The sequence below is a fragment of the Streptomyces sp. NPDC056738 genome (assembly GCF_042790435.1).
In the GTDB taxonomy this organism is placed as follows: Bacteria; Actinomycetota; Actinomycetes; order Streptomycetales; family Streptomycetaceae; genus Streptomyces.
On the sequence record NZ_JBHTZF010000020.1, the window covers coordinates 22,514 to 47,917 of the forward strand.

The window sequence follows — 25,404 nt, forward strand, 5'->3', positions numbered from 1 at the left end:
CACTACCCGCCCGCGGGCAGATCGGTGCGCGGGCTGGAGGCCAGATGCACACCGACCCGCTTGACGAGGAGCGTCATCTCGTAGGCGACCTGGCCGACGTCGGAGTCGGCGTCCGAGAGGACGGCGAGGCAGCTTCCGTCACCGGCGGCCGTGACGAACAGGAAGGCTTCGTCGAGTTCGACGACGGTCTGGCGGACGCTGCCCGCCTCGAAGTGCCGGCCGACGCCCTTGGCGAGGCTGTGGAAGCCGGAGGCGACGGCGGCCAGGTGTTCGCTGTCCTCCCGGGTGAGGTCCTTCGAGGCCCCGGTCGGAAGGCCGTCGCCGGAGAGCACGATCGCCTTGTTGATACTGGCGACGCGGTCCACCAGTTCGTCGAGAAGCCAGTTCAGTTCGCCGGACACACTCGTCGCGGCGGGCCCTGCGGCCTTCGGTGCGGTCATCGACCGTCCCCCTCTGTCGTTCCTCGTACTGAGCCGTTCTGGGCCTGGTCGCCCTCGGCGTTCTCTTCGCGGCCGCGCTGCCAGCCACGCTGGAGCGAGGCCATACGACTGCGTACTTCGTCGGCGTCCCGTTCGACCGGGTCCGGCCTCGTGCCGTCGCGGCCCTGGCCGCGCTCGGCGAGCCGCGCCGGTCCGTCCTTCAGCTGGGGGGCCAGATTCGCCTGCCGGACACGCCGCGGCAGCGGGGCCGTACCACCGGCTTCCGCCTGCCCGGTCGCGGTGTCGCGGCGCGGAGTCGTTTCGTCGCCGGGGCTCGCCGGGGACGCCGTGGTGCGGGTGCGCCGGGGCAGAGCGGGGGCGTCGTGGTGGCCCGACGCGTCCGGGCGGCCGCCGCCCTCACGGGGACCGGGTGCTCCGGAGGGTTCGGGTGCCCCGTGGAGGGCGGGTCTGCCCGGTGTGCCGAAGGCTCCCCTCGCACCGGGGACGCCGGAGCGATCACCGGCGCGCCGGGCCGGTACGGCGGGCCGCTCGCCGTGCCGCCTGGGCAGTGGCTTCGCGCCTTCGAGTTCGGGCACGCGGCGGTCCCGGCGGTCCTCGTTCTCCCCCGGCCCGGCATCTCGCACCGATTCGAGGTCCTGGGCCGTCGCCTCGTCCGTCCGGTCCCGCCACGACCTGGTCCCCGTGACGGGACGGCCGTGGGAGCTGACGAGCTTGGGTGTCCGGCGGCGTGGCAGCGAGCCCGGAGTCGCGTCCGGGCGGTCCTCGTCCTCGGGCCGGGCGGCCTCGTCGCCATCTCCAGCCTGCTCGTGGAGCCCTGCGGGCACCCCGGCGATGGAGCGCCGCGGACGGAACAGTCCCCCGCGTTCGCTGTCGTCGTCGCCGAGCGCGCCGGGGAATCCGGTGAGCGTGTCCAGGTCGACGGGCGCGTCCAGCTCGACGGGACCGTCGAGGACCGAGGCGGGCAGACCGGGCAGCCGCGCCGACGACTCGGTGAGGGTGGCTCCGGGGCGTTCCTCGGTCTTGCGCCCCTTGGCGGGCAGGGCGCGGTCGAGGCGGAACCCGATGCCGTTGGTGTCCGGGACGTCGTCGGTGAGCAGCGCGTCCGGCATGAAGACGACCGCGGTGGTGCCGCCGTACGGGGAGGGCTGGAGCGAGACGCGGACGTTCTGCCGCTGGGCGAGCCGGCTGACGACGAAGAGGCCGAGCCGGTCGGTGTCGGAGAGTTCGAACTCGGGAGTCTCGGCGAGCCGCAGGTTGGCGTCGAGCAGTGCCTCGGCGGTCATGCCGAGGCCGCGGTCGTGGATCTCCAGGGTGAAACCGTTGGCGACGCGTTCACCGACGACGTGGACGGCCGTGTGCGGCGGCGAGAACACCGTCGCGTTCTCCAGGAGCTCGGCCACGAGATGGGTGACGTCGGCAACGGCGGGGCCCGTGACGGCGACGCGCGGCAGCCGGCGCACCTCGACGCGTTCGTAGTCCTCGACCTCGGCGACGGCGGCGCGGACGATGTCCATGAGCTGGACCGGCTTGCGCCACTGCCGGGACGGCGCAGCGCCGGACAGGATGACGAGGCCCTCGGCGTGGCGGCGCATGCGGGTGGTCAGGTGGTCGAGGCGGAACAGGTCGGCCAGTTCGTCCGTGTCCTCGGTCCTGCGTTCCATGGTGTCGAGGAGGGTGAGCTGCTTGTGGAGCAGGACCTGGCTGCGGCGGGCGAGGTTGACGAAGACCTCGGAGACGCCCTCGCGCAGTTCGGACTGCTTGACGGCCGCCTCGACGGCGGCGCGCTGCAGGGTGTTGAGGGCCTGGCCGACCTCGCCTATCTCGTTCCTGTCGTATTCGAGGCGCGGGACCTCGGTCTCGACGTCGACCTGTTCACCCGCGGAGAGCCTCCGCATGACGCTGGGCAGCCGTACGCCGGACGCCACGTGGGCCTCCATGCGCAGGCGCCGCAGGTCGCGGATGAGGCTCCGGCCGATGCGTACGGACATGAAGAGCGAGGTCAGCAGGGCGATGAGGCCGACCACGCCCGCGGCGACCGCCTGGAGGATGACGCTCATGGCCACGGGCCTGACGCGGTCCCGGTAGTGGTCGCCCGCCAGGTCCTCGAGTTCGCCGAGTTCGGTGAGCACATGCCCGGCCGCGCCGTCCCAGCTCCTCGCGGTGACGCCGCTGGGCGAGCCGTCCGTAGAGGCGGCGACCGCCCGTTCGGCCGCGCGCAGCGGCCCGGTGCCGGCGTTGCCCCAGTAGCGCTCGAAACGGGCGCGGTCCGAGGAGGGAAGGAGCGGAAGACTGACGTCGTACAGCAGGGTGCGCTGGGCGACGAGGTCGGAGATCTGGCGGAGTTCGTCGCGGGTGAGGTGTCCGGCGACCAGCGCCGAGCCCAGAAGGGCGTCCTCACGGGAGAGCAGTTCGCGGGCGCGGGACACGTTGACCAGGGCGCGGCTCTCCTTGTCCAGTTCCACGTCGTCGACCACGTGCAGGTTGGCCAGCAGGACGTAGCAGGGGTCGACGAGCCGGTCGTAGAGGCCGAGGGCCTGGACGCGGTCGAAGGTGCCGTCCTCGACGCCGCTGCGCAGCGAGGAGATCCCGTCGACGGCGTCGAGGAGCGAGGTGAGGCGCTCCGCGGTGCCCGCGCCGAGTTCCTTGCGCACACCCTTGTCGGCGGCGTTCCTGCGGACCTTGGCCAGGACGCGGTCCGTGGCGGCGCGGCTGCGCCTGAGCGCGGCAAGTCCGTCGGAGGCGCGAGGATCGGCCAGGTAGACGAGTGTCTGCCGGCGTTCCCTTTGGAGAACCCTGACGGTGTCCTCGGTCGGGTAGCCGATCTTCTGCACGACCTCGGAGACGCTGAAGAGCCGGCTCGCCTCACGCCCCGTCAGCACGGTGGCGAAAGCCCAGATGGCGGTCAGCGACACCAGGGGCACGAGGAGCAGCGCCACAATCTTCCGGCGGATGGACTTCCCGCGAAAGCGCATGGCCTCCCCCAGCTCGACCCCCTCGGTCCGGGGGCACACATGTGCGTCAACAAACGGCGTGAGCCTACTACTGACACAGAGACAACTCGAAGACCGTCCGGAGGGTGGATCCGGCCCGACAGGGAACGAGACATGGGGAGTTGTCCGTTCATTGGGGGAGATTGCGCCCCCTGATCCGGCAGTTGGGGCCTGATCTCGTCGAAGCGGGGAACTTCGTCACTTGGCCGAAATTCTTCGCTCGGCGGGAATCTTCGGGGCAGGTCGTTCGTCTGTCAGTACGGGAATTGAGGGCGGAATCGGCCACAGGTGCCGCATGCCGCGTTCAGTCGGCGTAAAAGAACGCAAGCCGGGCAGCCACTGGGGGGCGGGGGTCGCGAGACACCCGTGCGAGAGGACTGCTGGGCGGTGGGGAGTGACAAGTTGATGGGCACGGCGGAACGGAGCGGGGCACCCGCTGCTGAGGTTGCGACAGGAAAGGCGGCACAACTGGCCACCCGGGTAACGGACGACGGGGTTCCGGCAACGGGACACGGCCGTCCCGACACCCGACCGGCGAAGGACCCGGCCGGTGCGGCGGACCTCCGGGAGACCGGCCCTCGCGGGGGCGGCCGAGCCGAGGAGAAGCGCGCCGGCACGTACGGATACGAGGAGCCCGAAGAGCGGGCATACTACCGGCCCCTGTGGATCGAGGAACCCGCGCGCAGGCGCCGGCTGCCCGATCCGGTGCGCACGTCCGCGGTGCGCGCGGTGCTCGTCATCTCGGTCACGCTGATCCAGGCCGTGGTGGCGTTCCTGTGCACGGTGACGGCGTCCTGGCTGGCCTTCCCGATGGTCATCAGCAGTGTGGCCAGTACGGTCCTCGCCACGTGGGCCGCCCTGGACGTGTGGGTGACACGGCAGGTGTGGAACCAGCGGAACGGCGTGGTGTCGGTGCCGAGCAGCACGGCGCGGGCGCTCCGGCGCGAGCGCCGCAAGGCCCGGCGCCAGGCACGGATCGCGGCGCGGGCCCAGGAGCGGATACGCAGGCGGGGCGGGGCCGGGCAGTTGTCGCACTCGTAGGGAAGCGGCAGCCGCTCCGGGCCTCGGTCCGACCGCGGAGCGGCTGCCCCTCCGGCCTCGGCCGGCGGACGAGCCGACAGCCTGCTCACCCCGGCCGGTCGGCCGACGGACCGGGGTGAGCTGCCGGGCCGGGGTGGGCTGCCGGCCTTCGGCTCTGGCACTACGAGGTCGGGACCGGACTGCGGGCCTTCGCGGCCCTGTCGCTACGGGGTCGCCGGCGCCGGGCGCTTGAACATCCGTGTCGCCGTGATCTCGGTGTGCACGGCCTCCCCTGCGGCGGCCTCGCGCGGCAGACCCGGCCGCAGGTGCTCCTCGACGCTGATGTACTTCAGCCCGGCGCGAAGGTCGGCGTCATTGCGCAGACGGATGACGAGCGGGAACTCGGCGAGCGCGGTCGTGTCGAACAGGCCGGTGGTGTAGAGGAGTTGGACGCCGAGCGCGTCCGAGACGGCCCGCTGGAGCTCCAGCAGATACGTCGCGTTGGCGCGCCCGATGGGGTTGTCGAGGAACAGGGTGCCGGCGTGACGGTGCTTGTCACGGCCGCGGTCGTTGCTGCGCAGCGCGGCCATCGTGCAGTACAGGGCGATGGCGGCCGTGAGGAGCTGACCGCCGGAGAACACGTCGCCCATCTGTCCGACGGGCACGCGTTCGGCACGCAGGACGGCGTCCGGCTTGAGGATCTCGACGGCGACGCCCTTGGGCTGGAGCGCGGCGCTGACGCCGCGCAAGAGCAGCGACATGCCGTCGCGCCGCATGTCGGAGTTCTTCTTGACCGCCGCGCGGGTGGCCTCGTCCACCACCTCGCCGAGCCGCTCGGTGAGGGTGGCCTGGTCGGGTTCCTCGAAGCGGATGCGGAGGAATTCCTGTCCGGACCACTCCCCCAGTCCCTCCGGCAGCCTGGACAGCCGCTGGGCGGAACGCAGCGTGGCGAGGGAGGACTCGACGAGTCCGCGCAGCCGGTCCACGATCGAGTCCCGGTTGCGCTCCAACTGCGCCAGTTCGTCGGTCAGCACACGCAGCCGGGGCGCGAACGCGTCCGCCCACTTCTGCGCGTGCTCGGGCAGGGAGGAGGCCGGCAGCTCGCGGATCTGCTGCCGGGCGGGGGTGCGCACCTGCTCGTAGCGCGTGGAGTTCGCGTGGCGCACGAGGATGTCGCTCGCCTCGCGGACGGTGGCCTCGGCCGTGGTCAGGTCGGCGGCGCAGCCGCGCAGTGAACGGCGGCTCTCGGTGGCGGAGTTCCGCGCCTCTTCGAGGGTGCCCGGGTAGGGCTCGGGCTCGTCCTGCTCCTCGTCGACGTGCTCGCGCAGGAGGTCGCGGAGGAGCGCGGCGGTCTCGTCGAAGCCGCCTGCCGCGTCCTCGGCGGACCGGTGGGCGTCGAGGAACTCCGCGTGTGCCTCGCGGGCGCGGTTCAACGCCTCGGTGCGGGAGGCGAGTTCGGTCGTGGCGGTGCGGAGCAGGGTCTGGGCCTGTTCGGCGTCGACCGGAACCAGCTCCTCCGCCAGTTCGGTGTGCGTCTCGCCCTCCTCGGGCGCGTGCCGCTCCGCCTCGCCGCGCAGCCGCCCGAGCTGTTCGCTCGCGGTCGACATCCGGGTCTCCAGGAGCTGCACCAGTTCCTCGGCCCGTGCCGCGGCGGCCTGCCGGGAGGGGCCGTCCGAGCCGTCCGGCGACTCCAGGAGCTGGGCGGCGCGCGTGCGGACCTTGTTGCTGAGCCGGTCCAGCTCGGCGAGGGCCGCGCTCTCGTCGCTCTCGGCCCGTGCCTGCTCGGCGCGCAGGTCGGCGCCGACGCCGACCTTTTCGTAGAGCTGCGACGCGGCACGGTAGGCCTCGCGCAGCGCGGGCAGCGAGTCCTTGGCGGCCGCCGACCCGTCATGGGTCACGTCGTCGGGGGCGCCGGCGATCTCCGCGCGTTCGGCGCGCAGCGCGCGGGCCGTGCGGCGGGCGTCGTCGGCGGCACGCTGGGCGGCGCGGCGGTCCTCGTCGGCGGCGCGGGCGCGCTCCAGGCACACCTGGGCGCGGGCTTCCGACTCGGCCGCCTCGTCGGCGAGTTCGCGGAGGTTGACCTGCCATCCGGCGCGTTCGCGGAGCCGGAAGGCGAGTCCGGCGAGCGCGTCGGCGGCACGCCGGGCCTTCTGGGCGGCCTCCTGCCGCTCGTCGCGGACGTGGGCCGCCTCGGCCGCCGTCTCGTCGGCCTCCGCGCGGACGGCGCGGGCCTCGGCGAGCTCGGCCTCTGCCTCCTCGGCGAACGCGCGCGCCTCGTGGGCGGCCGTGGCCAGCTCGGTGAGCCGTCCGGCCGGGCAGCCGGTGCGCCAGGAGGCGAGGCGCGCGGCCAGCTCCCGGTCCTTGCCGAGACGGGCGGCGAGGGCGCGGATCTCCTCGTCCCGCTGACCGGTCCGGGCGCGCAGTGCCTGGCGCTCCTCGTCGGCGGCGTGCTCGTCGTGCATGGCCGGGTTCGGGGGGACGAGGAAGACCCCGCCGTCGTCCGTGCCGGCGGCCGGGGTGGGGGCGAGCAGGGCGGCGGCGGTGCCGACGGCCACCGTCGAGCGGGGCAGCAGAGCCGCCTCGCCGAGGACCTCGCGGGCCCGCGCGTGGGTGTCGGGGTCGGTGATGATCACACCGTCGACGAGTTCGGGCCGGGCGGCCAGGACGCGGGCGTGGTCGACGGGGTCGACGGCCTGGGCGAGGTAGCGCCACCCGGGGAGCGCGGGGATGCCGTGCTCGCCGAGGTATTCGACGGCGGCCAGCACGTCCGGTCCGGGCGGCAGGAGGCCGCCGTCGCCGAGCGCCCCGAGGATGCGGGCGTCGTCGGCGGCCGCGGTGCGCAGGTCGAAGAGCTGCCGCTCGGCGGAGGCGACGGTGTCGTCGAGAAGTCCGCGGAGGTCGTCCGCGTACCGGTCGAGCTCTTCCGGGGCGAGCGGTGCGCCGGACGGCGCGTCGGCCGGAACGTCGGCGTCCTCGTCGCGGCGCGGCTGGGGAACGCCTCGGCGGGTGTCGGAGCCCGGCAGGCTGAGCAGCTCCGCGAGCCGTTCCTCCCGTGCGAGGGCATCGGCCGTGCGCCGCTCGCCTTCGTACGACCGCTCGGCGGCCGTGGCCGCGTCCGCCGCGCGGGCGGCCGTCAGCTCGGCCCTGGACTCGGCGGAAGCGGCTTCCCGCGCCTGGTCGGCGGCGCGCCGTGAGGCCTCGCGCGCGGTGTCCCAGGCGGCGACGGCCGTCTTCTCCGCGTCGCTGGCGGCGAGGGCGGCGCGGGCCGGGTCGGCGTCGGGGGCGCTGTCGTCGAGCCAGCCGGCCCGGACCGCCTCGGCGGTCTCCTGTTCGACCTCGGCCAGCCGCTGACGCAGATGTCCGATCTCGCTGCGGGCGCGCTGCGCGGCGGTGGCGGCGGCCGTCGAGTCGGCGTGCGCGGTCTCCCCGGCCTCCTGGAGACCCGCGGACCGCTCCTCCTCCTCGTTGGCCAGCGACTCGGCGCGCTCGGCGGCCCGGTGCAGCGCGCGGACGAGGTCGACGGCGGCGGTGGCGCGGGCCGCGAGCGCGGGCGCGGCGTCCCGTTCGGCCTCGCGGATGGCGTCGGCGACGCGGGTGGAGCGGTCGGCCGCGGCGCGGTGGCGCAGTACGGCCTCGGCGGCCTGCCATGCGGCGTGCAGGGTGCGGGCCTCGGCGAGCTCGCGCTTCTGCGCGGCGGCCGACTTCTCGGCCCCGGCGAGGGCCAGTGAGGCGTGGCGGTAGGCGAGTTCGGCGGCGATCAGGGCGCTGCGCTCGCGGGCGCCCTCGGCGTGCGTGACGGCGTAGGCGGCGGCGGTCACGCGCTGGGCGAGCTCACCGGCCCGCACCCGTTCCCGTACGGCCCGGGCGGACAGCCGGCGGGCCAGGGTCCGCGTCCGCCGCTCGGCGCCCGTGTGGATGTCGCGCGCGCGGGCCCGTGCCCCGGCGGCCTCGACGATCCGGCCGAGCAGATCCACCGAGCCGGCGGTGAAGTCGCGCTCGGCGATGAGTTCGGCGCGTCGTCCCAGCTTGTTGCCGAAGCCCCCGACGAGGTCGGCGAGCCCGTCGGTGTCGCGGGTGTCGGTGACCGCGCGCAGCAGCAGATCGGTGAAGTCGGAGTCCTTCTTGACCGCGAAGAGGCCGGCGGCCTCGCCCTCGTCGGCGTTCATCTCCCGCTGGTAGCGGAAGAGTTCGGGGTCGAGGCCCAGGTCGCCGAGGTGTTCGTTCCAGCGGTCGTGGATCTCCTCCCAGTGCACCTCCAGGTGCGGGTAGGCCTTGCCGGCCTCGGTGATCGCGTCGCGGAAGCCCTTCATGGTGCGCCGCCGCCCCTGCGCCCCGGAGACGCCCTCGACGGGCGGCCGTACCGAAGTGGCCTCGGCGACGGGCAGGTTGTCCAGGCTGAGCCCGGGTCCCGGCCGGAACGAGTACCAGGCCTCGGCGAACTTGCGGGGGTCGTTGGAGACCTGCCGCCCGCGCCACTCGCTCGCCTTGCCGACCACCACGCACTCGCCGGTCAGCGTGTGCTGCCACTCCAGCGCGACGTGTCCGCAGTCGTCGGCGAGCAGGAACTTGCGCAGCACGCCGGAGCTGGCGCCGCCCAGGGTGTTGCGGTGTCCGGGCAGCATGACCGAGAAGATCAGCTTGAGCAGTACCGACTTGCCGCCGCCGTTCTCCAGGAAGAGCACTCCGGCGGGCGCGGGCCGGCGCGGCGGGCCGACCGGCTCCTCCTCGAAGAACTCCGCCTGGGTGGGCGCCGGGTCGGGCACGGGCTCGCCGACCCCGCGCAGGTCCAGCACGGTGTCGGCGTAACGCGCACCGGCGGGCCCGATGGAGTAGAGGCGGACCCGGGACAGCTCGTACATGGCGGCGGACTCTCGTAGTCGAAAGGGGGTGAGGTCGTGAGGGGGAGCCGGGGAGGGCGGGCGGACGTCAGGAGTGGAACGGAAGTCCGGCTCCGGCCACGAGCTCCAGGTCGTCGGTGTCCTCGGCGGGCAGCAGGCTCGCGGTGCCGTCCGTCACCGGGACGATGCCCAGCTCCAGCAGTTCGGCCATGGCGGCGCTGCCCGCCATGTCGCGGACCTGGAGCTGATAGCGGGCCGTCGTCCGGTACGTCCCGCCGGCGTCGTCCCCCGTGCGCTGGAGGAACCCGGAGTCGGTGAGGAAGGCGACGGCCTTGGCGATGATGCCCGTCGTGGAGCCGGCCAGTCTTCGCGCGTCCTTGGTGGCCCCGGTGGAGCTGCGCCGTGCCCAGATCCGCCAGGCGGCCTCGAGTCCGGGGGCGTCGGTCGCCGGGTCGGTGTTCTCGCCGGTCTCCTCGGCCCGCTCGTCCAGGCGGCGGCAGGCCTGTCGTACGAACGCGTCGACGCCGTTGACGGAGACCCGCCCGATGTAGCCGTCGTCGGCGAGGTCCTCGGGGCGCGGGAAGGCCAGCGCGGCCACGGCGAGGTGGGCGAGTCCGTGCAGGAACCGGTCGCCGGAGTCGGTCGAGGCGCGGCGGGCGTAGTCGCCCATGCGGACGGCGAAGACCGAGTCCTCGGCGGCGGTCACCGCCATCCCCGCGCGTGGGGACACCTCGAGGACGATCAGGCCGAGGCCGGCGGCCACCGCGTCGGCGAGCCGCGCGAAGGGCGGGTCCTCGCGGTAGCGGCGCAGCAGCTCGGTGTACTCCTGGTCGCGCGCGGGCTGCAGTTTGGGCTGCAGCCCAAAGGCGACGAGCCGCGCCGCGTCGGCGGCGTCGGCAGGGGTGACGGGGGCGTTCGCCGGTGCGGCGGTGGCCTCCGGTTCACTCCACTCGACGTGCTCGGTCACGGCTGGGACTCCTTGTTCGAAAAGACGAGGGTACGTGCGGGGAGACGGACGGGCGTCCCGCGGTGCGGGCGCTCTCGCGGCGGACGGTTCATGCCCGGTCCGCCTTCATCCCGGCCGCGTCGAGCAGGGCCATGCCGACGATCAGATCGGCACCGCCGAATTCCGGGTCGTCCAGCTCGGTCCCGTCGTCCACGGCGAACAGGAGGCGCTCCTCGCCCTGGCGGTAGGCGGTGCCGACCGGCGGACTCGCGGCATGCACGGCCAGGAGGGCCACCAGGTAGGGCAGCTCGGGGTCGCTGCTGCGGGCCTCCGCGAGCAGCCCGGACAGTCTGCGCGGCGCGTCCGGCGGCAGGTTCAGCAGTTCCTTGGCGGAGGCGAGCTGCTCCTCGCTGAAGCGGCTGTCGTCCGGTGTGGCGATCAGGTCCGGCTCGGGCATCTCCGCGCCGAGGTGCTCGCGCTCCAGCGGCGGCGTCAGCAGGATGTCGACGAGGTCCGCGACCCGGACGGCGACGGGGGTCCGCAGGCCCGTCCCGCGCTTGAAGAAGGCGTCGGTGACGCGCAGCGCCCGCTCCACGGGCAGGGGCAGCACCGGCGCGACGAGGTGGCCGTACAGGTCGATCCCCGAGGTCGTCATGGGGGTACCGAAGGCCTGCCGGTCCTGCTCGGCGCGGAACAGCGGGCCGGCTTCGAGGAGGCGGGACTGGAGCTGGGTGTGCCGGCGGATGCAGTCCTTGACTATGTCGACGAGTTCGGCCGCGCGCCGCTTCTGCTCGGGGTCCTCGGACTCGTCGCGGGCCTTGCGGATGTTGGTGAGGATCGCGTTCTCGTGGCGGTACCGGTCGGCCACGTGGTCCAGGGCCTCGGCGATCATGTCGGGCACGGCCTGGAGCCAGTCGACGGCCCGGACGTTGCGCCGGGTGGCGTCGAGCGCCTTGCGCAGCGTTTCCGCGTACTGCACGGTGCGGTAGCGGGCCTGCTCGGCGGCGAGCTGCGCGTCGGCCAGCCGGCCGCGGCTGATCAGCACCTCCAGCTTGACCTCGGCGGCGATCTGCGCGCTGGTGACATCCGTGTCGAGGGCGCCGACGAGGACGTTGACCGCTTCGTCGGTCGTACGGAGGTAGACGCCTCCCCCGTAGCCCGGCACTTCCTCGATCAGCTTGAAGTCGTAGTCGCGGCGGACATAGCTGCCGTCGGGTGCGAAGGTGCCGTACACGGCCCGGAAGCCCCGGTCGACGCTGCCGACGTTGATCAGGTTCTCCAGGACCCAGCGGGCCACGCGCTCGTGCTCGGCGACCGGCCGGCCGGGGGCCTGGGCGGCGATGCGCGGGATGAGCCGGGCCACTATCTGGTCGTGGTCGGCTCCCGTGTCGAAGTCCATGTTCAGTGTGACGAGATCGATGGCCGCGAGGGCGACCTCGGCCATGCCGTACACCGTGTACTCACCCGCGAGGTTCGCCTTGCGCACGTCCAGGTCGTGCAGCGGTGCCGTGCACGCGAGCGCGCGCAGCCGCCGCGCCAGGCCCTCGTCGGCGGCCGGGCCCGGCGCCGGGCGCGGCCCCGCGCTGAACTGGGGCGGAACGCTGTCCGTCGATGCAGGCGAAGTCACGGTGCACAGACTAGGTCCTCGGTCCGACAACGGTCGAAACGGCGCAGAAGCGACCGCGACCCCCACCGGACCACGAACGGCCGCCCCGGTCGCGGTGGGCACGGCCGGACACGCGGACAGTCACGACGCGCTCACCTCGCACCCGCCAGGGGCACGACCGGAGGCTCATCCCGCCGGCCCGCCGGCCCGCCGGCCCGCCGGCCCGCCGGCCCGCCGACGCCACGACCGGACACAGCCCCGCGCGGGGACGCCGCCGTCCATGTCCGAGCCCCTGGCACCGGCCCGGCCCCACGTGGCCGACGCCACACGCCGGCCCGCCCGGCACACGCGCCGCGCGAGGGCGTCAGCCCGTGCCCTCTCCCCCGTCGGCCACCCGGCGCGCGTACACCTCGACGAGGCCGCTGAGCGAGTCGTCGAGGTAGACCGCGAGGAGCCGCTCCGCGGCGTCCCGGTCGCCCGCCCGCAGGGTGCGCAGGATCTCGTGGTTGCGCGCGAGGTAGGGCTCGTGGAGCCGCTGGGGGTCGTCCACGACGTGGAACGCCAGACGCAGCTCCGCGAAGACGCTGCGCATCACCTCGTCCGTACGGGCGCTGCCGGCGAGCGCGACCAGTTCGCGGTGGAAGTGGATGTTGGCGGTCGACACTCCTTTCCAGTCACCTTCGCGCGCCGCCCGCTGCCCGTCGGAGACGGCCCTGGCGATCCCCTCCACGGCGTAGGGCGGACTGCCGAGCCCGCGGACCACGGCGCACTCGACGAGGGACCGGGTGCGGTAGATGTCCTCGACGTCGTCGACGGTGAGCACCCGGACGAAGACCCCCCGGTTGAGTTCGTGCACCAGCAGCCGCTCGTGCGTGAGCAGCCGGAACGCCTCGCGCAGCGTGTTGCGGGAGACCCCGAGGGCGCCGCCGATGCTGTCCTCCGACAGTCGCGTCCCGGGCGGGAAGAAGCCCTCGGCGATCCGGCTCCTGAGGATGTCCGAGACCCGCTCGGCGGTGCTGGTGCGGCCCAACAGGGCGCGATCGTCGGCCAGTTCCGTCAGCTCTGCCATGCCCGGAATTCAACCGCAGACCGAAGAACGAGACAACACGGGTATTGAGGGATCGTTCAACGATCCTCTACCTTGTCGGGCAGGCGCTCTCCGCGTCACCGCGAACTGCCCAGCGCCCGAAGGCTTCCGCACGGCCCGGCTCAGTCCTCATGCACTCTCCGTCCCTCATTGCGAGGTGCCCATGAGCACGACCCCTCCACCCCAGGCCCTGAACCCCGAAGCGTCATCCGTCACGGGTGAACCCGGCTCCGAGGAAGGCGCGTTCGGCTGGCTGCGCGCCCTCGGCCCGCGGGGCCGGCGCGCGTTCGGCGGCGCGTTCGGCGGCTACGGCCTCGACTCGTACGACTACTTCACCCTGCCGCTGAGCATGGTCGCGCTGGCGGCCTACTTCGGTCTCGACAGCGGCCAGACCGGGCTGTTCACCACGGTCACGCTGGTCGTGTCCGCGGTCGGCGGCGCGGTCGCGGGCGTCGTCGCCGACCGGATCGGACGCGTCAAGGCGCTGATGATCACGGTGATCACCTACGCGGTGTTCACCGTGGCCTGCGGTTTCGCGCCCAACTACGAGACGCTGCTGGTGTTCCGCGCCCTCCAGGGCCTCGGTTTCGGCGGCGAGTGGGCGGTCGGCGCCGTCCTGGTCGCCGAGTACGCGAGCCCCCGGCACCGGGGGCGCACGCTCGGCGCGGTCCAGAGCGCCTGGGCCGTCGGCTGGGGCCTGGCGGTGCTCGTCTACACGCTGGTCTTCCAGTACCTCGACGACGACCTCGCCTGGCGCGTGATGTTCTGGACCGGCGCGCTGCCCGCGCTGCTCGTGGTCTGGGTCAGGCGCCAGGTACGGGACGCCCCCGAGGCCGCCGCGGCCCGCGAGAAGAGCACGGACAGGGGATCGTTCACGGCGATCTTCCGGCCGGGCACGGCCGAGACCCCGGGGCTGCTGCGCACCACCTTCTTCGCGGTCCTGCTCTCCACCGGCGTCCAGGGCGGCTACTACACGCTGGCCACCTGGGTGCCCACCTATCTCAAGACGGAGCGCGGGCTGTCCGTCGTCGGCACCGGCGGGTATCTGACGCTCCTGATCACCGGGGCCTTCCTCGGCTATCTCACCGGCGGTCTCCTCACCGACAGACTGGGCCGCAAGCGCAACATCCTGCTCTTCGCGGTCCTCTCCGCGGCCTGCATCCTCGCCTACGCGAACATCCCGAGCGGCGCCAACACCCTTCTCCTGGTGCTCGGTTTCCCTCTCGGCTTCTGCATGTCGGCGATCTTCAGCGGCTTCGGCTCGTTCCTCAGCGAGCTGTACCCGGTGGCGGTGCGCGGCACGGGTCAGGGCTTCGCGTACAACACCGGGCGTGCCGTCGGGGCGGCCTTCCCCACCACGGTCGGTTTCCTGGCCGACAGTTGGGGCGTGGGCGGAGCGCTGGTCTTCGGCGCGATCGGTTACGCCCTCGCCGCCCTCGCCCTGACCGGACTCCCCGAGACGCGCGGCAAGGAGCTCCTGTGAACGACACCGTCGAGGTCCTGCCGGCCGCCCGTCCGGGCGACGGCTCACCGAGCCCGCTGAAGACCTCGGGCCACGCGCGCGCGTGGACCCCCGAAAGGGCCCGTCGGCGGTTCCGTTCGGGACTGTCGGTCCCCACGGCCGGGATCGCCGCGGGCCACGCCCAGGCCAACCTCGTGTCGGTGCCCGCCGACTGGGCGTACGAGATGCTGCTGTTCTGCCAGCGCAACCCGAAGCCGTGCCCGGTCCTCGACGTCACCGACGCCGGTTCCTGGACCACGGTGCTGGCCGCGGGCGCGGACCTGCGTACCGATCTGCCCGGCTACCGGGTGTGGGAACACGGCGAGTTGGTGGCCGAACCCACCGACGTCGTGGACCACTGGCGGCCCGACCTGGTGTCGTTCCTGATCGGTTGCAGCTTCACCTTCGAGTGGGCGCTGAGCTCCGCGGGCGTCCCGCTGCGCCACATCGAGCAGGGCCGCAACGTCTCCATGTACGTGACGGCGCGTCAGTGCCGTCCGGCGGGCCGGCTGCACGGACCCATGGTCGTGTCGATGCGTCCCGTGCCTCCCGAGCACCTGAGCACGGCGATCCGGGAGAGCAGTCTGCTGCCGGCCGTGCACGGCAGTCCGGTGCACTGCGGCGATCCGTCGGGGCTCGGCATCGAGGACCTCTCGCGTCCGGACTTCGGCGATCCGGTGATCGCGGCCCCGGACGACATCCCGGTGTTCTGGGCCTGCGGAGTGACGCCCCAGGCGGCCGTGATGGCGTCCCGTCCGCCGTTCGCGATCACCCACGCGCCCGGCCGGATGTTCATCACCGACACGCGTGACGAGCAGTACCGAGTGGCCTGAACGGGCCGGAGGAGGAGGAACGGCAGCCCATGAACCCCATCGATCTCAACGCCGATCTCGGCGAGGGCTTCGGCCGCTGGCGGCTGACCGACGACGAACGGCTGCTGTCCGTCGTGACCAGCGCCAACGTGGCCTGCGGCTTCCACGCCGGGGACCCGGTCACCATGCGGCGGGTGTGCGAGCTGGCGGCCGAGCGGGGCGTACGGATCGGTGCCCAGGTCTCCTACCGCGACCTGGCGGGGTTCGGGCGGCGGTCGATGGACGTGCCGCCCGACGAGCTGGCGGCCGAAGTGGCCTATCAGATCGGCGCCCTGGAGGTCTTCGCGCGCGCGGCGGGCTCACGGGTGGCGTACGTGAAGCCGCACGGCGCGCTTTACAACCGGGTCGTGCACGACGAGGAGCAGGCGGCGGCGGTCGTCGACGGTGTCCTGCTCGCGGGCGCGGGTCTGCCGGTACTGGGCCTGCCGTCCTCGCGCTTCCTGAAGATCGCCGAGGGGGCCGGACTGCCCGTCGTCCCCGAGGCGTTCGCGGACCGCGCGTACACCGAGGAGGGCACCCTGGTGCCGCGTACCGAGGAGGGCGCGGTGATCACGGAGGCCGAGGCCGTGGTCGAACGCTCCCTCGGCCTGGCGCTCTCCGCGACGGTCGCCACCCGGTCCGGGGAGCGCGTTCCGGTCCGGGCGCGCTCCCTGTGCCTGCACGGGGACACGCCGGGGGCGGTCGACCTGGCCCGCCGGGTACGGGCGCGGCTGGAGTCCTCCGGCGTGCGCGTGGAGGCGTTCGCGTGAGCGGCCCGGCCGCGGACGGCGGCACGGCCCCGGTGCCGGCCGGCGACCACGGGGAAGGGAGCGGTGTGAAGGTCCTGTCCGTCGGCGAGCGGGCGCTGCTGGTGGAGGTCTCCTCGGGGGAGGCCGCCCAGGCGCTGCACGCCGAGCTGGTGCGGCGCCGGGCCGAGGGCTCGCTGTCCGCGCGGGAGATCGTCCCGGCGGCCCGCACGGTGCTCCTGGACGGCCTGGACGACCCCGGCCGGCTCGCGGACCTGCTGCCCGGCTGGGAGATCCCCCCGCTGACCACGCGCGCGGACGACGCCGTCGAGATCCCCGTACGGTACGACGGTCCCGACCTGGCGGACGTGGCGGCCCACTGGGGGGTGGGGGTCCGCGAGGTGCCGCAGATCCACGCCGCGGCCGAGTTCCGGGTCGCCTTCTGCGGGTTCGCGCCCGGCTTCGGCTACCTCACGGGACTGCCGGGGCGGTACGACGTGCCGCGCCGGGCGACCCCGCGCACGGCGGTGCCCGCGGGCTCGGTGGCGCTGGCGGGCCCGTACACCGGCGTGTACCCGCGCAGTTCGCCGGGCGGCTGGCAGTTGATCGGCACGACGGACGCGACGCTGTGGGACCACGCGCGCGTGCCGGCCGCGCTGCTGGCACCCGGCGCGCGGGTGCGCTTCGTACCGGAGAGGTGTTCATGAGCGACCGGGCCCTCGCGGTGGTGCGGGCAGGTGCCCTGACCACCGTCCAGGACCAGGGGCGGCCCGGGCACGCCCATCTCGGCGTACCGCGCTCGGGAGCGCTCGACGCGCCCGCGGCGGCGCTGGCCAACCGGCTCGTCGCCAACCCCGCCGGGGCGGCCGTGCTGGAGACGACGGTCGACGGCTGTGCCCTGCGCCCCCGTTCGACGGTCACGGTGGCCGTGACGGGAGCGCCCTGCGCGGTGCGCGTGGACGGCCGTCCGGCCGCCTGGGGGGCTCCGGTCCGGGTGCCCGCGGGGGCTCTCCTGGACATCGGTTCCGCGCGCGCGGGGCTACGGAGCTATGTGGCCGTGTCCGGCGGAGTGGCGGTCGATCCGGTGCTCGGCAGCCGCTCGACCGACCTCCTCTCGGGGCTCGGCCCGCCACGGCTGACGGACGGCACGGTGCTTCCCCTGGGGAGTCCGGGCCCTCTCCACGCGCGGGTGGACGTCGTCCCGCACCGCGCCCCGCCCGCCGAGCTGGTGCTGAGCGTGACCCTCGGCCCACGCGACGACTGGTTCACCGCGGCGGCCCTGCGGACGCTCACGACGCGCCTCTACCGGGTCTCCTCGGCGAGCAACCGCATCGGTCTGCGCACGGAAGGGCCCTCACTGGAGCGGGCCGTCCCCGGCGAACTCCCCAGTGAGGGCATGGTGCTGGGTGCCGTGCAGGTGCCGCCCGACGGCCGTCCGGTCGTCTTCCTCGCCGACCATCCGACCACCGGGGGGTACCCGGTGATCGCGGTCGTCCGTCCCGCCGACCTTCCGGCGGCGGCCCAGGCGGTACCGGGAACCCCGGTGCGTTTCCTGGCCGTACGCCGCAGATGAGGGCCGCGGACGAGGGATCGACGCCGAGGGCGACGCGGGACCCGCTCGTCAGGCCACGTCCGGCTGTTCCGCGACCGACAGGGCCGCCAGGGCCGAGGCGACGGCGTGCGCGGCGCTCAGGTCGAGCCGCGCGCTGGTGCCCCGGGCCCGGTGGCGCACCTCGGACGCGGCGAGGGTGAGCAACTGGGGCAGCAGGTCCGTGCAGCGCCTGGCCACCCAGCCCGTGCCGGCCGTGGCCAGCCACAGAAGGCTCGCGGTGCGGGTCGGCGCGGGGAACTCGGCCTCGGCCGACGGGGTGGTCCCGTCGGCGACGCCTTGCTCGGCGAGCAGCGCGTGGAAGCGCAGGGCCAGTTGACGGTGTCCCAGCTCCCCCGGGTGCAGCCGGTCGGCGCTCCACACGGCACGGTCCTCGAGCCAGTCCTCCTCGGCCGCGTGCAGATGCGTCGCCCCGTGCCGCTCGGAGAGCGCGTGCACCACGGCGTTGACCGCGCGCTGACGCCGGGCCAGCGGGCGGGCCAGCGCTCCCGGCAGCCCCAGCATCGAGCCGGGGTCCGGGAGGCAGGCCGTCAGCACGACGGCGTCCCGCGCGCGGAACGCGGCGTACACGGTGTCGAGCCGTTCGGCCACCGAGCGGATGTCGAACGTGTACCGCAGGGTGTCGTTGACGCCGATCACGACGGAGACGATGTCGGGCTCCAGGGCGAGCGCCGCCGGGGTCTGCCGTTCGAGGACGTCGCGTGTCTGCGCGCCGCTGACCGCGAGGTTGGTGAACCGCACGGGCGCGTCCGCGGGCGCGAGCCCCGGAGCGAGCAGTTCGGCCCATCCGCGCCAGCGGTCCCCGACGGGGTCGCCCACCCCTTCCGTGAGGGAGTCCCCGAGGGCGACGAACCGCACCGGTCTCATGCCACGCCCTCCTGGAGACGCGGCCGGTTCACGGCCACGGTGTCGTGCGCGGCGAGGAATCCCGTCACGGCGGCGTCCCAGCCGAAGCACTCGGCACGCGCGCGTGCCGCCTGCCTGCGCTCGTCCTCGGCGCGGCCGAGCAGCAGCCCGACGGCGTCCGCGAAGGAGTCCCCGCTGTCGGCGGCGGTGGCCCCGGCGGAGCCGACGATCTCCGGCAGCGCGGAGAGCGCGCTGGCGACGACGGGGGTGCCGCAGGCCATGGCCTCCAGGGCGGCGAGCCCGAAGGTCTCCGCCGGCCCCGGCGCCAGGCACACGTCGGCCGAGGCCTGGAGCGAACCGAGGAGGGCGCGGTCGGCGACGTGCCCGAGGAAGGTGACCGGCAGCCTCCGCTCCCGGGCGCGCTGCTCGAGCCGGGCCCTGAGCGGGCCGTCCCCGGCGACGACGAGGACGGCCCGCTCGCCGCGCCGCAGCAGTGCCTCCAGCGCGTCGAGCGCCGTGCCGGGGCGCTTCTCGACGGACAGGCGGGAGCACATGACGAGCAGCACCTGGTCGGTGCGCGCGTGACGGGCGCGCAGGGCCGGGTCGCGCAGGGCGGGATGCCGGTCCACCAGGTCGACGCCCAGGGGGGCTCGTACGACGTTGCGGGCGCCGATCCGCACGAACTCGCGCTCGGCGAACTCGGTGGTGCACACCACGCGCGCGTAGGAGTGCGCCGTACGGACGTTGAGGGCGTCGGCGGTGCGCCGGGCCATCGCCTCGGACAGTCCCCAGGTGCGCAGGACGCCGTCGGCGGTCTCGTGGGAGACCATCACGGCGGGCACCCGGGCCCGTCGTGCCCAGACCCCGGTCCAGCGCAGGGTGGTGCGGTCCGAGACCTCCAGGCGGTCCGGGGCGAGCGTCTCCAGGAGCCGGGCGAGGCGCCGCTTGTCGGTGAGGACGCGGTAGCCGCCGGTGCCGGGCAGCAGCGGGCCGGGCAGGGTGATCACCCGTCCCTGCTCGGTGTCGCGGTCGCTCGCGCGTTCACCGGGTATGACGAGGACCGGTTCGTGGCCGGCCGCCCGGTAGCCGGCGCCCAGCTCCCGCAGGGCGGTGCGCAGCCCGCCGGAGGAGGGGGCGACGAAGTTCGCGAGCCGTACGATGCGCAGACTCATGCCGCCACCAGCTTCCGCGCGGAGAGCACGTCCTCGTAGTGGCCGATGAGCTGGTCGCCGACCGCGGCCCAGGTGCGGCCCTCGACCATGGCGTGGCCGGCGGCTCCGTAGGCCGCCCGCAGCGCGGGGTCGGCGGCCAGGGTGCGCACCGCGTCCCGTACGGCGTCGGCGTCGCGGGGCGGCACCAGCAGTCCGGTGCGTCCGTGGTCGACCAGGTCGAGCGGTCCGCCCGCGGCGGGCGCCACGACGGGCACGCCGCTGGCCATGGCCTCCTGCACGGTCTGGCAGAAGGTCTCGAAGGGGCCGGTGTGGGCGAAGACGTCCAGCGAGGCGAAGATCCGGGCGAGTTCGTCGCCGGTGCGCCGGCCGAGGAAGACGGCGCCGGGGAGCGCGCCGCGCAGCGTGGTCTCGCTGGGTCCGTCGCCCACCACGACGACGCGGACGCCGTCGAGGCCGCAGACGCCGGAGAGCAGTTCGATCTGCTTCTCGGGGGCGAGGCGGCCGACGTAGCCGACGATCACCTCGCCGTTCGGCGCGAGTTCGCGGCGGAGCGCCTCGTCCCGGTGACCGGGGCGGAAGCGGACCGTGTCGACGCCGCGCGCCCACAGCCGCACCCGGGGCACACCGTGCGCCTCCAGGTCGTGCAGGGCCGCGCTGGAGGGAGCGAGGGTGCGGTCGGCCGCGGCGTGCACGGAGCGGATGCGCCGCCACGCGGTGGCCTCACCCGCGCTGATGTACGTGCGGGCGTATCCGGCGAGGTCGGTCTGGTAGACGGCCACGGCGGGGATGCCGAGCCGGGAGGCGGCCGCCATGCCGCGGACGCCGAGGATGAAGGGGCTGGCCAGGTGGACGATGTCGGCGCGGTGCTCGGTGATGGCCGCGGCGACGCGTCGGCTGGGGAGGGCGACGCGGACCTGGGGATAGCCCGGGAGCGGGATGGAGGGGACGCGGACGACCGGGCACGGCGCGAGGGCGTCGGGCCCGTTCCCTGTGGGGGCGCCTCCCTGGTCGGGGGAGGCCGAGAACTTGGGGGAGGTGGCGGGAGCGACGACGAGGGGAGCGTGACCGCGATCGACGAGGTGCCGGGCGGTCTGGAGCGCGCAGTGGGCCACGCCGTTCACATCGGGGGGAAAGGATTCGGTCACGATGACGACACGCATACGGGTGTTCTCGCCCCGCTGGACGTGGCCGCGTCAACGTGGATCTATGCGAACGATGAACGTCCCGTGAGCGTTGCGCTCCGCACCCGGGCAGGTCAGCCCCCGTCCACGCGCTCCTGACTCCCGGGTCACCGAACGTTCATACGGCCGGCATGTCGGGCCCGATCCTGCTCCGTACGGCTGTCTGGACTTCGGCCTCCTCGGCCGGATCCGCCGCCAGTCGGCGGAGCTGGTCGACCACGCGCGCGTCGCCGGTCTCGGCGTGCCGTGCGGCGGTCTCCCGGGTGGTCTCCTCGCAGTCCCAGAGGCACTCGACGGCGAAGCCGGCGGGGAAGGAGGGATCGGTGACGGCCAGGGCGCGGGCGGCGCGCTGGCGCAGATGCGACGACGTGGTCTCCCGGTAGATGTGCCGCAGGACGGGGGCGGCGCAGGCGATGCCGAGCCGTCCGGTGCCGTCGACGAGGGTCCACAGGGTCGGCGCGTCGGGGCCCTCGCCCCGTACCGCCTCGCGCAGGGCGGCCAGGACGAGATCGCGGTCCTGCGCTCCGCCCCGGCAGGCGAGCACGCGGCCGGCGGCGGCGCCGAGGGCGTCGGGCCGGTGCGCCCAGCCGCGGGCCCGGTCGACGGCGGCGACGCTCTGCATGCGTTCGAAGGCGTCCACGGCGGCCTCGGCGACGGCCGTGGAACCGTCCGACGCGGCCGCCTCGATCAGGTCGAGGGCGTCCGGATCATTGCCGTCGGCGAGATAGCGCAGGGCTGTGCAGCGCGCTCCCTCGACCCCGTGGCGAGCGGCCGCGACGATCTCGGGGCGGTCCTCGGGTCCGGCGACGGCGGTCAGGCAGCGGGCGGCGGGGACGTGCAGCGCGGCTCCGCGTTCGACGCCCTGCTGGGCCCATTCGAAGACGGCGCCGACACTCCAGCCGGGGCGGGGTCCGGTCGGCCGCATCTGGCGCTGCCAGCGGTCGAAGGACCCGGCCTCCTGGGCGGCGCGCACCCGGGTGGCGATGGACGTACGGGAGTCCTCGGCCCACAGCCGCCAGGGGCGTGGCTCGAAGGAGTCGCGGACGACGGCGGCGAGGGCGGCCTCGCCCTCCGGATCGGCCGGGAACCGGGCGAGCACGGGGGCGGCGAGGGCGCGCAGGCCCGCGTCGTCGTCGCGCAGGGCCAGTTCGTCCAGGGCCCAGTTCCAGTTGGAGCCGACCGCGGCGTACCTGCGCAGCAGGGCGAGCGCGTCGCGCCTGCCGTAGGAGGCGAGGTGGCCGAGGACCGCGAGGGCGAGCCCCGTGCGTGACTCGCAGTCGTCCAGGACGTCCTCGGCGTCGAACAGGTGCCGCTCGATCTCGTCGAGCTCACCGTTCAGGTCGAGGTAGAGACGGGCGTAGTACAGGGAGCGGTTCTCCACCTGCCAGTCGTGGCGGGGGTCCCGGAGAACGCAATGGTTCAGTGCCGCGAGCGCCTCGGCGCGCGGTGCGGTGAGCGCGTGCAGCGTGCCGTCGCCGCGGCCCCTCTGAAGCAGGCCGAGCAGGGTTCCGCTGGGCGCTATGACCGGATCGAACATGGGAAACAGCCTCACATCAAGCGTCGACGCAACCGGGATCCTGCATTACCTGGCCGCGTGACAACACGTCGGGGCGCCCGCCGTCTCTTGCTTGCTGTAGACCATCTTCCTCTGCCTCTCGTCGGTGGCCCATGCGGGCCGAGTCACGGCCCGCGCGGTGCGGCAACTCCTGCCCAGCCATCGCGTCCGTGAATCACGTCGCCATGATGACCCGGCCGTTCTTCCTGCCGCGACCGTATTTCCGGCGGCCCCGTTCCGCCTCCCTTTTTTCCTGCGTTTCGCCTGGTCAGAGCGTTCGATTCATGGCGTGCCGAACAATTCGAGCAGGTCCGTCTTGGCGAACATGCGCGCCGTGTCGACGGCCGACGGGGTACCCGCGGCCGGATCGGCGCCGGCGGCCAGGAGGACCCTGATGACGGCCTCCTCGCCCTTGAAGACGGCGCCGGCGAGAGGGGTCTGGCCCCGGTCGTTCACCCGGTCGGCCTCGGCGCCCCGCTCCAGGAGGGCGCGGACCGCGTCGGCGTGACCGTGGTAGGCGGCGAGCATCACGAGCGAGTCGCCGCGGTCGTTGGTGAGGTCGGCCGGGACGCCCGCGTCGACATACGCCACGAGCGTCTCCGTCTCGCCGCGTCGCGCAAGATCGAAGATCTTGGTCGCGAGCTCCACGACCTCGGGGTCGGGGGCTTCGCTCATCGGCCGGACCGCCTCTCCATGCAACCGTTCGGGTGAATCGACAGGGTACTGGCTCCGAGGGCACATGAGAGGCATCCTCCGCGGCAAAGATCACAAAGTACGCATCGGGCGCAACAGGGCAGCTCAGGCGGCGCAAGTCGGCTCCGTCACGTGGGTGAAATCAGCCAGTTTTCACCCTGTTGCACCTTTTATCGTATGGATACATGCTGTGATCCTGGGACAACTCATGGTGACCGTCCCCACGATCCAGGAGAGCTCAAATGATTCTGTCCATGTCAGGCGTCGTCCTTCTCGGCATCATCGTCTTCCTCTTCTTCAAGAAGGACGGGCTGAAGGCGTCGCACGCCCTGGTGGCCGCACTCTTCGGCTTCTACCTCGCCAGCACGGCCATCGCGCCGAGCATCAAGGCCGGCGGGGAGAGCCTGGCCGGCCTCCTCGGCGGGATCAAGTTCTGACGACGTCCCCCCACCTCGTACGCACCTCCAGGAGACAGCAGTGGCTCGGCGCCCTCTCCCCCGCATCCTCAGCAACGGCACCGCACAGATCGCCAAGAGCCGGGAGCTGGCCCGGACGGCAGCCGACAGCGCCACCGATGTCCTCCATCCACTGATCACGGTCACCCGTGGACTGCGCCGGCTGGCAGCCGCCGGACGGCGCAAGTGGGCCGCCACCCCCAAGGACCGGCGCGGACCGCTGCTGTTCCTGGTGGCCTCGGTGGTCCTGATCGTGGCCCTGGTGCCGTACGGACCGCTGCTCGCCGTCATCACCCTGATGGCGGCGGCAGCCTGGACCGGTCGCGAGCGCACCCCACCGCCCGCGACCGGCCCGGACGAGGCACAGCTCGGACGTCTCCAGTCCCTCTACGAGGCGCTCGTCCCGTACTTCTCCGCCGCAGACGACCCCGCTCCCCTGTACGCCCACGGAGGCGACTGGGAGAAGGCCTTCACCTCGTACGACTTCGACGACGACGGACGGATCTCCCGTCTGCTCGTCCACTACCCCGCGTACTTCACGGACGGCGAGGCCGACTCCCGCGCCCGCATCGAGCAGCTCCTGCACGCCAAGTCGGGCCGCGGCCGCGAGTACCACTTCGACTGGGACGAGGAGGGCAACGAACTCACCGTCACGGTCCTCGCGCCCCTGCCCACCGACATCGCCGCCCAGCGCTTCGTCACCGCGCCCGGCGAGACCGTCCTCGGCTTCACCGATCCGGCCGACGTCCAGCGCACGCTCCCCCTCACCCACGGCGAGGAGCGGCGCGACGTCCCGCCGGTCGTCTGGCGTACGGGGGCCCGCTCCACCGAGCCGCACCTGCTGATCACGGGCGAACCGGGTGCCGGCACGACCACCCTCCTGCGCTCCATCGCGCTGCAGGCCCTCCAGCACGGCGATGTCGTCGTCGTCGACGGTGGCGGCACCGGCGAGTACGCGTGCCTGACCGGGCGCGAGGGCGTCCTGGCCGTCGAGTGCTCGACGGGCGGGGCGCTCGCCAGCCTCGAATGGGCGGCGCACGAGACCGAGCGGCGGCTCATCGCCGCGAACCGCGCCCGCCAGGCGGGTCATCCCGCCCCCGACGACATCAGGAACCCGCTGTGGATCCTGCTGGACCGGCCCAGCGCGCTCGGCCATCTGGCCGCGGCCGACGGGCGCGAGGATCCCCAGTCGCTGCTCCAGACGCCGCTGCGGCACGGCCGCGCCGCGGGCGTCACGGTCGTGATCGCCGAGCACTTCGAGAACCTCGACTTCATCGGTGACGCGGTACGGCAGCACACCCGCGCGCGCGTGGTGCTCGGCAGCGCCTCGGCGGCCGAGCTGGAAGCGGTCCTGGGGGCGCCCCCGCACACCACCCCGACCCGGGACGTCCCGCCCGGCCGCGGCTACGCGCGCCTGGGCACCGGCCCCGTCCTGCGTCTCCAGGTCCCGGCCACTCCGGACCCCTACGACGACGCCACGAGCGAGGCGCAGCGGCAGGCGGTGCTCGACCTGCTGCCGGAGCGGACGACACCCGCGGACGCCGCGGAACAACTGCCCTCCGGAGTCGCGGGAGTCGCGGTGGCGGAGGGCTGAACGCACCGCCACGAGGCCCGAGCAGTCACCTGACGGGCCGGAGACCCAGGCTGGGTCTCCGGCCCGTCAGGCGTTGAACGACCGTCGCCCGGGACCGTCCGCCGCACACGCCCGGACCTCCAGGCCCGTGCGGCATGCTGCCGCGAACCCTGGGAGGCCGTCCGGGCAGCGGGCAGCAGGCAGCAGGCAGCAGGCAGCAGGCAGCAGGCAGCAGGCAGCAGGCAGCAGGCAGCAGGCAGAACGCGCTGGGCCGGCGCGCGTCACGCGTGCGGGG

The 25,404-nt window shown here is 73.8% G+C and carries 19 protein-coding genes; 8 read left to right on the forward strand and 11 right to left on the reverse strand.

The window, feature by feature from the left end; genetic code table 11:
- Positions 1–2 precede the first annotated feature (2 nt).
- Both ACFRIC_RS36735 and ACFRIC_RS36740 read right to left on the reverse strand, forming a co-directional pair.
- Positions 3–440, reverse strand: a complete 438-nt coding sequence (locus ACFRIC_RS36735; protein WP_382795489.1) for a roadblock/LC7 domain-containing protein — start codon at positions 438–440, stop codon at positions 3–5.
- Complete coding sequence (locus ACFRIC_RS36740; RefSeq protein WP_382795492.1) at positions 437–3,412, reverse strand: nitrate- and nitrite sensing domain-containing protein; 2,976 nt, start codon at positions 3,410–3,412, stop codon at positions 437–439. Before ACFRIC_RS36740 ends, ACFRIC_RS36735 begins: the two co-directional genes overlap by 4 nt.
- 423 nt (positions 3,413–3,835) lie before the next feature.
- Here ACFRIC_RS36740 and ACFRIC_RS36745 point away from each other — a divergent pair, with 423 nt between their 5' ends.
- A complete protein-coding gene (locus ACFRIC_RS36745) occupies positions 3,836–4,471 on the forward strand; it encodes a hypothetical protein (protein ID WP_382795495.1) in 636 nt (211 codons plus the stop codon).
- Positions 4,472–4,674: 203 nt separating this feature from the next.
- Here the strand turns inward: ACFRIC_RS36745 and ACFRIC_RS36750 are convergent, their stop codons facing one another.
- The 4 genes from ACFRIC_RS36750 to ACFRIC_RS36765 all read right to left on the reverse strand — a co-directional run bounded on the left by ACFRIC_RS36750 (position 4,675) and on the right by ACFRIC_RS36765 (position 12,909).
- Positions 4,675–9,309, reverse strand: coding sequence for a hypothetical protein (locus ACFRIC_RS36750; protein WP_382795498.1), 4,635 nt, complete (start codon positions 9,307–9,309; stop codon positions 4,675–4,677).
- A gap of 67 nt (positions 9,310–9,376) precedes the next feature.
- Positions 9,377–10,255, reverse strand: a complete 879-nt coding sequence (locus tag ACFRIC_RS36755; protein ID WP_382795501.1) for a hypothetical protein — start codon at positions 10,253–10,255, stop codon at positions 9,377–9,379.
- Positions 10,256–10,343: 88 nt separating this feature from the next.
- Complete coding sequence (locus ACFRIC_RS36760; RefSeq protein ID WP_382795503.1) at positions 10,344–11,861, reverse strand: hypothetical protein; 1,518 nt, start codon at positions 11,859–11,861, stop codon at positions 10,344–10,346.
- 343 nt (positions 11,862–12,204) lie between these two features.
- Positions 12,205–12,909 carry a GntR family transcriptional regulator gene (locus ACFRIC_RS36765; RefSeq protein ID WP_382795506.1) on the reverse strand — a complete coding sequence of 235 codons (705 nt, stop codon included), beginning with the start codon at positions 12,907–12,909 and terminating at the stop codon, positions 12,205–12,207.
- 181 nt (positions 12,910–13,090) lie between these two features.
- Here ACFRIC_RS36765 and ACFRIC_RS36770 point away from each other — a divergent pair, with 181 nt between their 5' ends.
- From ACFRIC_RS36770 to ACFRIC_RS36790, 5 genes are all read left to right on the forward strand, one after another.
- Positions 13,091–14,410, forward strand: a complete 1,320-nt coding sequence (locus ACFRIC_RS36770) for an MFS transporter (protein WP_382795508.1) — start codon at positions 13,091–13,093, stop codon at positions 14,408–14,410.
- A 17-nt stretch (positions 14,411–14,427) separates the two neighbouring features.
- Positions 14,428–15,261, forward strand: a complete 834-nt coding sequence (locus ACFRIC_RS36775; RefSeq protein ID WP_382795703.1) for a putative hydro-lyase — start codon at positions 14,428–14,430, stop codon at positions 15,259–15,261.
- A gap of 29 nt (positions 15,262–15,290) precedes the next feature.
- Entirely contained in the window at positions 15,291–16,049 is a 759-nt protein-coding gene (locus tag ACFRIC_RS36780) for a LamB/YcsF family protein (protein ID WP_382795510.1), read from the forward strand.
- Positions 16,050–16,114: 65 nt separating this feature from the next.
- On the forward strand, positions 16,115–16,732 hold the full coding sequence (locus tag ACFRIC_RS36785) for an allophanate hydrolase subunit 1 (RefSeq protein ID WP_382795706.1): 618 nt from the start codon (positions 16,115–16,117) through the stop codon (positions 16,730–16,732).
- Complete coding sequence (locus ACFRIC_RS36790) at positions 16,729–17,598, forward strand: biotin-dependent carboxyltransferase family protein (RefSeq protein ID WP_382795513.1); 870 nt, start codon at positions 16,729–16,731, stop codon at positions 17,596–17,598. The genes ACFRIC_RS36785 and ACFRIC_RS36790 overlap by 4 nt, the downstream gene beginning before the upstream one ends.
- Positions 17,599–17,646: 48 nt before the next feature.
- Here the strand turns inward: ACFRIC_RS36790 and ACFRIC_RS36795 are convergent, their stop codons facing one another.
- From ACFRIC_RS36795 to ACFRIC_RS36815, 5 genes are all read right to left on the reverse strand, one after another.
- Entirely contained in the window at positions 17,647–18,501 is an 855-nt protein-coding gene (locus tag ACFRIC_RS36795; protein WP_382795516.1) for an SGNH/GDSL hydrolase family protein, read from the reverse strand.
- Positions 18,498–19,652, reverse strand: coding sequence for a glycosyltransferase (locus tag ACFRIC_RS36800; protein WP_382795519.1), 1,155 nt, complete (start codon positions 19,650–19,652; stop codon positions 18,498–18,500). The genes ACFRIC_RS36795 and ACFRIC_RS36800 overlap by 4 nt, the downstream gene beginning before the upstream one ends.
- Positions 19,649–20,812, reverse strand: coding sequence for a glycosyltransferase family 4 protein (locus tag ACFRIC_RS36805; protein WP_382795521.1), 1,164 nt, complete (start codon positions 20,810–20,812; stop codon positions 19,649–19,651). Before ACFRIC_RS36805 ends, ACFRIC_RS36800 begins: the two co-directional genes overlap by 4 nt.
- A 139-nt stretch (positions 20,813–20,951) precedes the next feature.
- Positions 20,952–22,370 carry a HEAT repeat domain-containing protein gene (locus ACFRIC_RS36810; protein ID WP_382795524.1) on the reverse strand — a complete coding sequence of 473 codons (1,419 nt, stop codon included), beginning with the start codon at positions 22,368–22,370 and terminating at the stop codon, positions 20,952–20,954.
- A 300-nt stretch (positions 22,371–22,670) separates the two neighbouring features.
- Entirely contained in the window at positions 22,671–23,063 is a 393-nt protein-coding gene (locus ACFRIC_RS36815) for an ankyrin repeat domain-containing protein (RefSeq protein WP_382795527.1), read from the reverse strand.
- Between the two features lie 260 nt (positions 23,064–23,323).
- On the opposite strand from ACFRIC_RS36815, the gene ACFRIC_RS36820 reads away from it, so the two are divergent.
- Together ACFRIC_RS36820 and ACFRIC_RS36825 are read left to right on the forward strand one after the other, a co-directional pair.
- The gene (locus ACFRIC_RS36820) at positions 23,324–23,518 is read left to right on the forward strand and encodes a hypothetical protein (protein WP_037621052.1); all 195 of its coding nucleotides are present in this window, start codon (positions 23,324–23,326) and stop codon (positions 23,516–23,518) included.
- A gap of 40 nt (positions 23,519–23,558) precedes the next feature.
- Positions 23,559–25,130 (forward strand): hypothetical protein, encoded by a 1,572-nt coding sequence (locus ACFRIC_RS36825; RefSeq protein WP_382795530.1) that lies wholly within the window; start codon positions 23,559–23,561, stop codon positions 25,128–25,130.
- The last annotated feature ends 274 nt before the right edge of the window (positions 25,131–25,404 follow it).